9 protein-coding genes and 1 tRNA gene are annotated in these 13,014 nt (G+C 60.6%); 1 reads left to right on the plus strand and 9 read right to left on the minus strand.

All coding sequences use genetic code 11. From position 1 onward, the window contains the following. Window positions 1–23: 23 nt before the first annotated feature. On the plus strand, window positions 24–662 hold the full coding sequence (locus CFter6_RS13780; RefSeq protein WP_061540417.1) for a LysE family translocator: 639 nt from the start codon (window positions 24–26) through the stop codon (window positions 660–662). 18 nt (window positions 663–680) lie between these two features. Here the strand turns inward: CFter6_RS13780 and yjfF are convergent, their stop codons facing one another. From yjfF to tilS, 9 genes are all read right to left on the minus strand, one after another. Beyond that, a complete protein-coding gene (gene yjfF / locus CFter6_RS13785) occupies window positions 681–1,685 on the minus strand; it encodes a galactofuranose ABC transporter, permease protein YjfF (protein WP_061540418.1) in 1,005 nt (334 codons plus the stop codon). Then, window positions 1,682–2,728, minus strand: coding sequence for an ABC transporter permease (locus CFter6_RS13790; protein WP_150118901.1), 1,047 nt, complete (start codon window positions 2,726–2,728; stop codon window positions 1,682–1,684). The genes yjfF and CFter6_RS13790 overlap by 4 nt, the downstream gene beginning before the upstream one ends. Before the next feature lie 83 nt (window positions 2,729–2,811). Further along, window positions 2,812–4,377, minus strand: coding sequence for a sugar ABC transporter ATP-binding protein (locus CFter6_RS13795; RefSeq protein ID WP_236904268.1), 1,566 nt, complete (start codon window positions 4,375–4,377; stop codon window positions 2,812–2,814). A gap of 129 nt (window positions 4,378–4,506) precedes the next feature. Continuing rightward, window positions 4,507–5,475, minus strand: a complete 969-nt coding sequence (locus tag CFter6_RS13800; protein ID WP_061540420.1) for an ABC transporter substrate-binding protein — start codon at window positions 5,473–5,475, stop codon at window positions 4,507–4,509. A gap of 322 nt (window positions 5,476–5,797) precedes the next feature. Further along, window positions 5,798–7,192 (minus strand): virulence factor family protein, encoded by a 1,395-nt coding sequence (locus CFter6_RS13810; RefSeq protein ID WP_061540422.1) that lies wholly within the window; start codon window positions 7,190–7,192, stop codon window positions 5,798–5,800. Continuing rightward, window positions 7,189–9,795, minus strand: a complete 2,607-nt coding sequence (mprF, locus tag CFter6_RS13815; protein ID WP_061540423.1) for a bifunctional lysylphosphatidylglycerol flippase/synthetase MprF — start codon at window positions 9,793–9,795, stop codon at window positions 7,189–7,191. Before mprF ends, CFter6_RS13810 begins: the two co-directional genes overlap by 4 nt. Window positions 9,796–10,018: 223 nt before the next feature. Further along, a tRNA-Ser gene (locus CFter6_RS13820) sits at window positions 10,019–10,112 on the minus strand. Between the two features lie 149 nt (window positions 10,113–10,261). Next, on the minus strand, window positions 10,262–11,512 hold the full coding sequence (locus CFter6_RS13825; protein ID WP_061540424.1) for an aspartate kinase: 1,251 nt from the start codon (window positions 11,510–11,512) through the stop codon (window positions 10,262–10,264). Window positions 11,513–11,640: 128 nt separating this feature from the next. Beyond that, a complete protein-coding gene (gene tilS / locus CFter6_RS13830; RefSeq protein WP_236904269.1) occupies window positions 11,641–13,011 on the minus strand; it encodes a tRNA lysidine(34) synthetase TilS in 1,371 nt (456 codons plus the stop codon). Between the last annotated feature and the right edge of the window lie 3 nt (window positions 13,012–13,014).

The raw sequence follows: 13,014 nt of genomic DNA on the forward strand, positions 1-13,014 counted from the left end.
CTTCATCTTAAGGAGCTACGCCAATGAGCCCGTCAGCCGCCATCCTGGCCATCCTCGCAGCGTTATTGATCGGGGCGATGAGCCCGGGTCCGAGTTTTGTGATTGTTGCCAGGCATTCTATCGGCCTGTCGCGCCGCGACGGCTTGGCCACGGCGGTCGCCATGGGCATCGGCGGCGTTTTCTTCAGCGGCATCGCGCTGGTCGGACTGTATACCCTGCTGGCAACCGTGGGATGGCTGTATATGGGCCTCAAGATAGCCGGCGGCCTGTATCTGATTTACCTGGCGTCCAAGATCTGGCGCGGCGCCTCTGCTCCGCTTGCCCTTGACAGCGCCCGGGCTACAAACGCGAGCAACGTGCGTAAATCGTTCTGGGTCGGGCTCAGCACGCAATTGAGCAACCCGAAGACTGCGGTTGCCTATGGCAGCATCTTCGCCGCCCTGCTGCCCCAGCATCCGCCGCTTTGGTGCTACTTCGCCCTGCCGCCGCTGGTTTTTGCAGTGGAAGCCGGCTGGTACACGGTGGTTGCCTTGTGTTTTTCCAGCAAACGGCCGCGCGAACTTTATTTACGGGCCAAGACCTGGATCGACCGCGTCGCCGCCGGCGCCATTGCGGCTCTTGGGCTCAGGCTATTGTTTACGGCGCATAAAACCGGCATCTGATTGCCGGCCAGGCAAAGATCAGGCCGCAGTGGCTGCGGGCGTGGCGGAGCCGCTGCCGGCCGCACCCAGCGACATCAAACGCTGCGCCATGCAGAATACAAACAGCAGCACGCCGATCACGATCTTGGTCCACCACGAACTCAGCGTGCCGTCGAACGCAATCAAGGTCTGGATCAGGCCCAGGATCAGCACCCCGGTCAGCGTGCCGGCAACGTAACCGTAACCGCCGGTCAGTAAGGTGCCGCCGATCACCACTGCCGCAATCGCATCCAGCTCCGTCCCCTGCGCATGCAAGCCATAACCGGACAACATGTAGAACGAAAACAGGACTCCGGCCAAGGCAGCGCAAAAGCCGCTGAACGCGTAGACCATCACCTTGGTGCGCCCTACCGCCAGACCCATCAGCAGCGCCGACTGCTCGTTGCCGCCGATGGCATAGACCGCGCGTCCAAAGCGCGTGTAGTGCGCGATGTAGATGGCCAGTGCGAGCATCAGCATGGCGATCACCACGCTAGGCGAAACGAAGGCGCCGAAGATGCCTATGCGCGCCTGCGACAAGGTGACATACAAGGGCTGATCGATGGTGATGGAATTGATGCTGATCAGGTAGCACAGGCCGCGCGCCAGGAACATCCCCGCCAGGGTCACGATGAATGCCTGCAGCTTGAAGAAATGGATGAGCGCGCCCATCAGGGCGCCGAACATGCTGCCGATCAGCAGCACGCAGGCGATCACCAGCAGCGGCGGCCAGTGCCACGACTGCAGCAGGTAGGCAGAAATCATGGTGGTCAGCGCCAGCACCGAGCCGACCGACAAATCGATGCCGCCGGATAAGATGACGAAGGTCATGCCGATCGCGATCACCAGCAAGAAGGCGTTGTCGATCAGCAGATTCAGCACCACCTGCAAAGAGAAAAACCCGGTATAGGCGAACGATCCCAGGACAAACATCACGATCAGCAAGGCGAGGGTCGCCAGCGAAGTGAAATAAGGCGATGACAGTGACTGACGCAAGAGTTTCATGGTTTTTTACCGTTGACAGAACGTGAGCGCGCAGCGCCGCTAAACAAACCGCTTCCCAGGCCGCGAAACTCGGGCGATTGCGACAGGCACACCGCGAACACCACTATCGATTTCACCACCATGTTGACCTCCGGCGGCACGCCCATCGAATAGATCGTGTAGGTCAGCGCCTGGATGATCAGGGCGCCGATAACGCTGCCGACCAGGCTGAACTTGCCGCCGGCCAGGGAAGTTCCGCCCAGCGTCACCGCCAGGATGGCGTCCAGCTCCAGCAGCAAGCCGGCGTTGTTGGCGTCCGCGCTCTTGATATTGGAACTGATCATCAGCCCGGCGACGCCGGCGCAAGCGCTGCAAAACATGTACACGAAAAAGATCAACGCAGCGGTCCTGATGCCGGCCAGCCGCGCCGCCACCGGGTTGATGCCGACCGCCTGGATGAACAGGCCGAGCGCGGTCTTGCGCATCATCAGCGCGACAATCGCGAATACGCCGATGGCGATAAACAGTGAAAACGGCAACCCGAACAGATAGCCGCTGCCGATATAGAAAAACGGCTTGTAATACACCGTGACGATCTGGCCGTCGGTCAGCAATTGCGCCAGCCCGCGCCCGCCCACCATCAGGATCAAGGTGGCGATGATCGGCTGCAGGCCAAGCGTGGCGACCAGGAAACCGTTCCACACGCCGCACAGGATTGCCGCTCCCATGGCGGCGGCAATCGCCCACACCATGGGGATGCGGCTCGCGTATTCCGGCACGCCGTCATGCATTTGCATGGTGCCGCCGATCAGCATCGCGGCAACCGTGCCGGAGATGGCCACTACCGCGCCCACCGAAATGTCGATGCCACGCGTCGCGATCACCAGCGTCATGCCAAGGGCGGTCAGTATCAAGGGTGCGGCGCGATTGACGATGTCGATCAGGCTGCCGTACAGATGGCCGTCCTTCCATTCGAGCCGGAAGAAGCCAGGGATCATGAAAAAATCGATGAGCAACAGCAGCGCCAGCGCCGCCAGCGGCCGAAGCAAGGGGTTGCGCAGCATCACGCGCAAGCGCACTGCCAGCGACGGACCGGTATCGCTCTGCAGCCGGGCGCCGGATAACGGATCGGGATTCAATGGGATACTCATTCACACTCTCCGGCGATCACCTGCAACACCGATTCGTCGTCGAGCTGACCGCGCAGGTATTCGCCGCAGGGTTCGCGGTCGCGCAATACCAGCATGCGGTCGCTGCAGCGCAGGACCTCGGGGATTTCGGAAGAAATGAACAGGATCGCCATGCCCTTGCGGCACAAGGCGATGACATGGTCCATGATCTCCTGCTTGGCGCGCACATCGATGCCGCGCGTCGGTTCGTCCAGGATCAGCATGGCGGGATCGGTCGCCAGCCAGCGCGCCAGCAGGGCTTTTTGCTGGTTGCCGCCGGACAGGGAACTGATGGGCGTCTCGATATCGGGGGTCTTGATGCCCAGCCATTTGACGTAATCGCTGGCGATCGCCTGCTGCCGTTTGCGCGGGATCACCCGCAGCAGGCCGGCGCGCGCCTGCAGCGCCAGGATGATGTTTTCGCGCACAGACAGCTCGAGGATTGCGCCTTCGGCTTTCCTGTCTTCCGAACAGAAGCCGATGCCGGCGGCGATGGCGTCGCGCGGGGAGCTGAATTTTTCGGGCCCGCTGCCGCCTTTCATTTGTATGCTGCCGCTGTCGGCCTTGTCGGCGCCGAACAGTAATCGCGCGGCCTCGGTCCGGCCCGAACCGAGCAAACCGCATAGTCCGAATACTTCACCGGCGCGGAAATCCAGGTCCAGCGGCGCGAGTATTCCTTTGCGCCCCAGGCCCCGCGCCTTCAGCACAATCTCGCCGCTGCCCGGCGCGCGCGCGTCTTTGTCTGCACTTGCCGCTTCCCTGCCCGGCTGCGACTGCAGGCCGACCATCTTGTTCACCAGTTCGAAACGGCTCAGCGCGCTGGCCGGATATTCGCCTTCAAGCACGCCGTTGCGCAGCACCGTGATGCGGTCGGAAATTTCGTAAGTCTGTTCCAGGAAATGCGTCACGAACAGGATCGCCATGCCCTGCCCGCGCAGCTTGCGCAAGACATCGAACAATAGGCGCACTTCGGCCTCGTCCAGGCTGGAGGTAGGTTCGTCCAGGATCAATACCTTGGCGGAGACGCTCAGGGCGCGTGAAATCGCCACCATCTGCTGGATCGCCAGCGGATACCTGGCCAGCGCGGCGGTCACGTCGATATGGACCTGCAAATCGCCCAGCAGGCGCTGCGCCTGCTGCTGCATGGTTTTCCAGTCGATGCGGCCAAACTTTCTTGGATAGCGGCCGATAAAAATGTTTTCAGCAACCGACAGGTTCGGGCACAGGTTGACTTCCTGGTAGACCGTGCTGATGCCGAGGTTTTGCGCGTCATGGGTTGACGACGGCTGCACGATCCTGCCGTCGAGCCGTATTTCGCCGCTGTCGGGCGCATACACGCCGGTCAGTACTTTAATGAGAGTGGATTTGCCTGCGCCGTTCTGTCCCATCAGCGTATGGACTTCGCCTGGATACAGCCGCAAAGCGACATCGCTCAGCGCCTTAACGCCGCCAAATGCCTTGTATATGCCGTTCAGCTCGAGCGTCGCTGCAACGCCAACGCCGTGCGCCACCTGCCCGGCAGCGCCTGTTGCTGTTTTATTCATCCGCTTGCGATCCTGAATGTCTCATGCCAAGCCATGCCGCATAACGATGCATGCCCGATGCAGCGGGCGGGCGATCCGCCCGCCGCCCGTGGAAAAGCCTAATACTGGTGGCTTAGTACTATTGGTGGCTTAGTACTTGCGGTTCGGGAATTCCTTGGCTGCCACTTCAGCCGGAAACACGCTTTCCTCGGTCGTAATGCGCTTGGGGACAGTCTCGCCGGCGAGCACCTGCTTGGCGACCTTCATCAACTGCGGTCCAAGCAGCGGGCTGCATTCGACGGTAACGTTGAGTTTGCCCGCCATCATCGCTTCAAATGCGCCCTTGACGCCGTCGATCGAAATCACCAGTATGTCTTTGCCTGGTTTCAGGCCGGCTTCTTCGATAGCCTGGATGGCGCCGATCGCCATGTCGTCGTTATGCGCGTACAAGACATTGATCTTCTTGCCGTCGGTCTTGAGGAAGGCCTCCATCACCTCCTTGCCCTTGGCGCGGGTGAAGTCTCCGGTTTGCGAGCGGATGACCTTCAGTTTCGGATTGGCGGCGATGATTTCCGCGAAACCGGCCTTGCGGTCGATGGCAGGAGCGGAACCGACCGTACCCTGCAATTCAACGATGTTGATATCGCCGGCGGGCATGGTCTTGGCCCGCTCCAGCAGCCAGCGTCCGGCGCGACGACCTTCTTCAACGAAATCGGAACCGATGAATGTCACGTACAGCGACTTATCCTTGGCATCGACCGCGCGGTCGGTCAGGATGACCGGGATCTTGGCGGCTTTCGCTTCGCCCAGCACAGTGTCCCAGCCGGACTCGACCACCGGGGAAAATGCAATGACATCGACTTTTTGCGCGATGAAGGAGCGGATCGCCTTCACCTGGTTTTCCTGCTTTTGCTGGGCGTCGGCGAACTTGAGTGTTACGCCGGCCTGTTTTGCCGCATCCTTGATCGATGCGGTATTCGCGGTGCGCCATTCGCTTTCGGCGCCGACCTGGGAAAAACCCAGGACCAGCGGTTTATCGGCATAAGCGCTGCCAGCGACCCCGAATCCCAAGCCAAGGCAAAGCGCCGCACCCAATACCGTTCTGCGTGTCATTTTCATTGCTGTCTCCATTTTTATGTTTGTGTTTTTAGCCAGATAAAACGTGTGAAGAGCGCGACCATCCTAGGACGGAATCCGATTATTTTCAAATGAATTATTTCCGGTTTCAGATACATGTTTAGGTATCGGCCGACCGGCGCTTCTTTGCCGCTGATGAATTCTGGACAAAAAAAAAGCCCGCTAACTTTCGTTGCGGGCTGAATCCAAACCTTGAGAGGTGTTGGAGGAGACAGGAACACTATATCGCACTGCAGCATATCAGTCTGCTTGATTGTTGTGATACCAGATATTCATCAATCACATATTGCAGCCAACTGCATAGTTACTTGCGCGCCGCGTCGAGAATCAAGCCAGCCAGGCGTTCGTAGTTGCCGTCGAAATGATGGCCGCCGCGCAGCTTGAGCAGTTTGACGCGGCTGGCATCGAAACTCGGACAGGCGGAGTCGGTTTCCTCGCTGCCGTAAATGCACATCGCCAGCCCCGCCGGCAGCTTCGCGACTTCCGGCGGGATAGGCAGACCGTCATTGCTGGAACTGACCCAATTGGTCAGGTGGAACTGGAAGTCCGCCTTTTTGCCCAAGCCCATCATTGCGATCAACGGTACCGACGCCAGCGTCTTGCTCGACAAGCGATTGCCGACAAAAGGCAAGACATCCGCCCCTTGCGAATAACCGATCAATACAACCTTGCTTTTGCTCCAGCGCGCCATGTAGAACTGCATCAGGCGCTCCACATCTTTCGCCGTCGACGCCGGCGTGCGCGCACTCCAGAAATAACGCAGCGAATCGATGCCGACTACCGGCACGCCGCGCTTCGACAGCGCATTCGCGACGTCGCGGTCGATGCCGGCCCAGCCGCCGTCGCCGCTGATCAGGATCGCCATGGTGTCGGCGTCCGGATTGCGTCCGGACGGCGCCAGCGCGGCCACCTCCACCACCGGCAAGTCGGACACGGCGGCAGGCGGCGCCTGCACCGCTACCGCTTGCTTGGCATTCAGGCTGGCATAGGCCGACTTCAGTTGCGCCATTCCGTCCTGGCCTGCTGCCTGGAGCAGTTCGGCGCCGCCGACGCTGGCGACAAATGCACGGGTAATACCGGCGTCGCAACGTGCCGCTGTTTGCGCATCCGGCAAAACGCGCCACGCGGCGGGCAGCCGGGAAACCGGCAACAGCTCCACGCCCTTGCCCTTCGCAACTGCCTTGAAGCGTACGCCCTCGCCTTTGCATAGCGGCTTGCGCAAACTCAGGGCCGGACAAAATCCGAGCGAGATGGCGCCGCCGAAAGTGCCGGCAGGCGCTTGCGCCAGCATCGCGTAGGCAAAGGTAGCGCCGGAGCCTTCTCCCACCAGCAGCGGAGGATAATATCCCGGCACTTTTTCATAAGCCTGCACGAAGCGGCTCAGGTTTTCCAGGTCGCCGTCGGGAAACGCGCAGTCGCCGCCATCGGCATCCAGGCTGGCGAACAACTGCGGGGTGCTGATCCCGGCCACCAAAGCGCCCTGCCGGGCCAGCGCGCGCGCCTTCTCGGCTGCCGCCTGGCTCCAGCCGGCATCGCCGGACAGCAACAGCACGACGCCATTCACCGGTCCCGCCGGCCGGTAGATCTCAACACTCTTGAAACGGCCATGACTCACGCTGTGATGTGTATCGTCTGCGCTTGCGGCGCTGCCAACGAAAACCATTGCACACAGCATCAGGAAAATTACTCTTTGCTTCATTTACTGATGGCTCCCTTGAGGCCGCCGCTGATCAGCGCGGCGGTATCGGTGAAAGCGAACACCGGCGCCAGGCCGCCCCTGCTCACCAGGTAGCGTGCCTCCCACACCGGATCGAACTTGTCCTTGAAATTGCGCAAGCCGCGAAAATTGTAGAAACGTCCGCCATGCATGAACAGCATGCGGCCGAAGCGCTGCCAGCGTGAGGCCAGCTGGTGGTCTTTCATGCCCGACATCGGCGCCATGCCCAGGCCGAAACGCTGGTAGCCCTGCTCCTTGAAATGCAACATCAGCTGCGAGAACAGGAATTCCATGGTACCTGGCGGCGCGTCGGGCAACTGCCGCATCAGGTCGACGGCGGCTTCCACCCGTAAAGTGTCCGGACACATCAGGCTGGCAAAAGCGATGATCTTCTGCTCGCGCCGGATCACCGCAACCGGCTGCCGCGAAATATAGGCCTCATCGAAACTGCCTAGTGAAAAACTCTTTTCGCGTGTGTCCTGGTCGGCCAGCCATGCATCCGAGACCACCTTGAGCTGCTCCAGCAGCGGCGGCAACTGCTCCACCGCCAGCATCTCGAAACTCAGGCCCTCGCGCTCGGCGCGATTGACGCCATGCCGCAGATTGGCGCGGCGCGGCCCTTGCAGGCTGAACTGCTCCAGCGGCACGTAAGCCTCTTCACCCAGTTTATAGACGCGCAAACCGGCGTCGAGATAGAGCGGCAGCGATTGCGGGCGCACTTTGTAGAACGCGACCCGGCCGCCGTAGCCGTCGACCAGTTCGATGAAACGCCAGATCAGTTCCGACCATTCGCGCTGGTCGCCGACCGGATCGGACAATGCCACCCAGGAGCGGTTGTGCTTGGCGAACATGATGAAGCTGTTGCCGGAGGCGGAAAACAGCAAGCTCTTGTCGCCCATGAAAGCCAGGCAGGCATCCGCCGCCGGCTGCTTGTCCACGATCTCGGCGGCGCGCTGCAGCTCTTCCTCGGCAGGACGCTCGGCAACACCGGTGGAACGCCGGAACAGCTGCCACAGGCCCAGGCCCAAAGCCATGATGGCAACAACCATCAAGGTCCGCATCGAACGCGGCGCGTAGTCGTCGAATGCAAATTGCCACCACATGCGGTCGGCGATGTCGATATCGCGATAGGCAAACAGCAGTATCCAGCCGCAGGCTGCCAGTACGCAGGCCACTGCGATCAGCCAGCCAGGTTCGAAGGTTTGCGAAAACAGAGACGAGCGGCGGTCAAACTGCTTGCGCGAAATCACCAGCAGCGAGGCCAGCAGGAACAGCACGATGAATTCGGAAACCGCGATACCCTTGGGCAGCGCCAGGATGCCGGCGATCACGGTCAGCACCAGCGACGCCCACCACGCCGCATCGAGCCGGTGCAGCAGGCCGCGCGCCAGGAACAGCATCGCCAGGCCGGCGACGCTGCCGATCAGGTGCGACGCTTCCACTACAAACAAGGGCACATGCAGCCGCAGCAGTTCTTCGGCATGACGGGTGGCCGGCGTCACGCCCGATACCAGCAGCATGGTGCCGGTCACCAAGGTCAATGCCGTGAGCAGCCATGGCGACAGTTTCACCGCCGCACGCGCCACCGGTGCGCCGACGCCGGCGCGCATCTCGAATGCCGCCAGCAAGATCGTCGCCAGCAGCAGCGGCAACAGGAAATAGATGGCCCGGTACAACACCAGGGCCGCCGCGATCTTGCTGGTCGGCGCTTGGTTGGCGCAAGCCAGCAGGATCACCGCTTCGAATACGCCGACGCCGCCCGGCACGTGGCTGATCACGCCAAGCGCCATCGCTATCGCATAAAACGCGACGAAGGTCGGCAAATCGATGACGCCGCTCGGCAACAGGAACCACAAGGTGGCTGCCGCTGCACTCAGATCCACGGTCGAGATCAGCAATTGACGCAAAGCCAGGCCGGCTTCCGGCAAACGCAGGTTCCAGCGCCCGAACAGCAGCACATCGCGACGCAAGCGGCACAGCAGGATAAAAACGCCCACCCCGAGCAATACCAGGCAAGCCGCCGCACGCAGCAGCCAGCTCGGGATGTGCGCCAGCTGCTGCACCTGGGTTGCGCCCCACAGCAAGCCGACAGCACCGAAAGTGGTCATGCCGAGGCCGAATGCACCGGCATTGAAGGCAATGGCTTGCGCCACCTGGGAAGCCTCGACCCCGCTGGCGGTGTACAAGCGCATGCGCACCGTGCCGCCGGTCAGCACGCCGAGCCCGACGGTATTGCCGAGGGCATAGGCAATAAATGAGGTCAAGCCGATGGTGGTCCCTTTGACCTTGGCGCCGACGTAGCGCAAGCTGGACACATCGTAGCCGGCCAGCGACAGGTAGCTGACCGCGGTCGCCAGCATTGCCAGCAAAAGGTTGTTCAGCGGCGTATGTTTCACCGCATGGACGATGCTGCGGTAATGCACGTCGGCAAGCAGCGCGTGCAAGGATTTGAAAACCAGCGCGCCCAGCACCAGCACCACCAGCAACGTCAGCCAGAAGCGCCAGCTTATGCCCGCCTTCTGCGCGGCTGGAACGGCGCCAGGCGCCGGAATATCTGTTTGTAACGAGGATGGATGACGTGCCATGGAACCTTTATCATGCGACCGTCCCTTTCGAGCCAGCCGTTGACTGCATTAACAATTCGCGTTAACAAGTGTTAGGAGCCAGTTTACAAAGCAAGGTTCGCTCCAGCAAGCAATTAAGCGATAAAGTAAGCGATAAAGAAAGCGCTGCAAAAACAAAAAAACCGCATCAGCACAAGGCTGGATGCGGTTTCTTGTACGTTCCGAATGACTCGGAACATGTTCTTGGAGGAGGCGGTGGGAGTCGAACCCACGATACAGGTTTAAGCCCATATGCTTCCTTAGCAGGGAAGTGCCTTCGACCACTCGGCCACGCCTCCAAACTCAAAACGGCTTTTATCAACGCCGCGTCAAGGACACGAATAATAACTTTTCATGGGGCATTGGTCAATAACACCACACCAAATTAATTGCTTTTTTCGTGATTTTTTCGTGATTTTTTCGTGATTCTCTACGCGAATCTTTACGATTAAGCGCTTTCCAGCCCAAAAGCCTTGTGCAAGGCGCGCACGGCCAGTTCCATGTACTTTTCATCGATCAGCACCGAAATCTTGATTTCGGAGGTCGAAATCATCTGGATATTGATGCCCTCTTCCGACAAGGTGCGGAACATCTGCGAAGCGATGCCGACGTGGCTGCGCATGCCGACGCCGACCACCGACACCTTCGACACCTTGGCGTCGCCGGTGATGCTGGCCGCGCCGATATTCGCCTTGACCTTCTCGTTCAGGACATCCATCGCCTTGGTGTATTCACCGCGCGGCACGGTGAAAGTGAAATCGGTCTTGCCATCCACCGACTGATTCTGGATGATCATGTCGACTTCGATATTGGCATCGGCGACCGCGCCGAGGATCTGGTAGGCGATGCCGGGACGGTCGGGTACGCCGAGCACGGTAATCTTGGTCTCGTCGCGGTTGAACGCGATGCCGGTAATGGTGGCTTGTTCCATCTTGGTGTCTTCCTCAAACGAAATCAGGGTGCCGGAAATTGCTTCTTCTTCCAATGGCATTAAAGGGTCAGTCAGCGACGACAGCACGCGCGTCGGCATCTTGTAGTTTCCGGCGAATTCGACCGAGCGGATCTGCAGCACTTTCGAGCCCAGCGACGCCATCTCCAGCATCTCTTCGAACGTGACCGTCTTCAGGCGGCGCGCATCCGACACCACGCGCGGGTCGGTAGTGTAGACGCCGTCGACGTCGGTATAGATCAGGCATTCCGCTGCCTGCAGCGCTGCAGCGACGGCCACTGCCGACGTATCGGAACCTCCGCGGCCCAGGGTCGTGATATTGCCCAGTTCGTCGATGCCCTGGAAACCGGTGATGATCACTACCTTGCCGGCATCCAGGTCTTGCCGCACTTTGGTGTCGTCGATCGAACGGATGCGCGCCTTGGTATGGGCTGAATCGGTCTTGATCGCAACTTGCCAGCCGGCGTACGACACCGCCTGCTTGCCTATCGCTTGCAAGGCCATGGCCAGCAAGGCAACCGAAGCCTGCTCGCCGGTGGAGGCCAGCATATCGAGTTCGCGCGGATCGGGCTGGGCGGTAATTTCTTTTGCCAGGCCCAGCAGGCGGTTGGTTTCACCGGACATCGCGGAGGGCACCACGACGATTTGGTGGCCGGCGTCATGCCATTTGGCGACGCGCTTGGCGACATTCTTGATGCGCTCGGGCGAGCCCATCGAAGTGCCGCCGTATTTGTGGACGATTAAAGCCATAGGGAGGGTGGGTGTTGGAAGGAGACGAGTGCAAGAAAAAGAAAAATCAACCCTTTACTGTACCCGCAACGACACATTATGACAAGTGGCTCACCTTGCGGAAAGCACAATACCATCTATGCCGGGAATCAGATATCTTGCTTGAACAGCAATTCATCGGCCTGCCAGCGCAGGCTGATATGCAGGCCCGGCTCGGTCGCCAGTTGCAGGCAATCCATGCCGATGCCGGCTGCAAACAGGATCTGCTTGCCGCTGCTCACCAACGGCAGGCGCTCGCGCTCCCATGGCGGCACATCAAAGGCCTGGTAGTGGTACTTCACGCTCTTGGTGGGACGATTCAGGGCCAGCTTGAGGCGCTCGCCGCCGCAACGATATTGAATTTGCAAGGGTTGTGCGCGCAGCCAGTCAGCAGCGATGCCCTGCTCTGCCTGGTCGAAATGCAAGACGCCGCCGAATTGCGGGAAGCGCATCTCGGCCTCGCCGTTCCAGTGGAACGCTTGCGGTTCAATCTCGGAACGGTCGACATCGTCGCGCGGCGTCAGGAACACCCGGTTCCGGTGACGACGGATGTGGCAGTCGGGATGGGTCACGCACAACTGGGCATCGGCTTTTGCTTCCAGCAATTGCTGGCGCATTTCACTGAGCCAGGCGCTGGACGGCATGCGCAAGTGATGCAAGCCGAACCAGTAACGCAACAGGTTATCGATGCGCTCCCCGCTCAACTGGCGCACGTGTTCCAGGTCAAGGCAGGCGCCGTCTGCGCAAACGGCCATGTCTTGCGCCGCCAGGTCGATCAGCAACCGCTGGGTAGTCTGCATATGCCCGGCGCTGCGCGAAAAGCGCTCCTGGAAACCGGGGAAATACTGCGCCAGCACCGGCATGACTTGCTGGCGCAAGGCATTGCGGGCATAACGCGGATCGTGGTTCGATTCGTCTTCGATAAACGTCAGCTGCTGCGCCGCTGCGTATTGCTCCAGCGCCGCCCGCGACACTTTCAGCAGCGGCCGCGCCATCAGCAAAACAGCGTCGCCCAGCAAGGTCGGCGCCGTATTCCAGCGATCCATGCCGGACAGGCCAGCCGCACCCGAACCGCGCAACAGCTGCAGCAGCACGGTCTCGGCCTGGTCGTCCAGGTGATGTCCTGTCAATAGCAAAGGGATCTGGTGCTGGCGGCATAAATCGCCCAGCGCCGCATAGCGGCTGATGCGTGCCGCTTCTTCCACGCCGTTCTTGTCGCTGTTGCGCAATTCGATGCTACGGGTATCGAAGACCACGCCCAGCCTGGCGCAAGCCTCGGCGCAATGGCTTTGCCACTGGTCGGCGTTAGGGCTGATGCCGTGATGGATGTGGAAGGCGAACAACTGGACGCCATGCGCGCCGGCATACTGTGCAACTGCATGCAGCAGCACGCTAGAGTCCAGTCCGCCGCTATAGGCGACCGCTAATCGTGCCGGCTGTTGCGAGACAGTTGCGGGGAAAGCTTGCGCGATCCCTGCCAAGGT

Source organism: Collimonas fungivorans (genome assembly GCF_001584145.1).
GTDB classification, from domain to species: domain Bacteria; phylum Pseudomonadota; class Gammaproteobacteria; order Burkholderiales; family Burkholderiaceae_D; genus Collimonas; species Collimonas fungivorans.

What these genes read in the sequence shown, in the direction of transcription:
- CFter6_RS13780 (WP_061540417.1), top strand. Translation starts at nt 24, where the DNA reads ATGAGCCCGTCAGCCGCCATCCTGGCCATCCTCGCAGCGTTATTGATC.
- yjfF (WP_061540418.1), bottom strand. Translation starts at nt 1,685, where the DNA reads ATGAAACTCTTGCGTCAGTCACTGTCATCGCCTTATTTCACTTCGCTG.
- CFter6_RS13790 (WP_150118901.1), bottom strand. Translation starts at nt 2,728, where the DNA reads ATGCTGCGCAACCCCTTGCTTCGGCCGCTGGCGGCGCTGGCGCTGCTG.
- CFter6_RS13795 (WP_236904268.1), bottom strand. Translation starts at nt 4,377, where the DNA reads ATGAATAAAACAGCAACAGGCGCTGCCGGGCAGGTGGCGCACGGCGTT.
- CFter6_RS13800 (WP_061540420.1), bottom strand. Translation starts at nt 5,475, where the DNA reads ATGAAAATGACACGCAGAACGGTATTGGGTGCGGCGCTTTGCCTTGGC.
- CFter6_RS13810 (WP_061540422.1), bottom strand. Translation starts at nt 7,192, where the DNA reads ATGAAGCAAAGAGTAATTTTCCTGATGCTGTGTGCAATGGTTTTCGTT.
- mprF (WP_061540423.1), bottom strand. Translation starts at nt 9,795, where the DNA reads ATGGCACGTCATCCATCCTCGTTACAAACAGATATTCCGGCGCCTGGC.
- CFter6_RS13825 (WP_061540424.1), bottom strand. Translation starts at nt 11,512, where the DNA reads ATGGCTTTAATCGTCCACAAATACGGCGGCACTTCGATGGGCTCGCCC.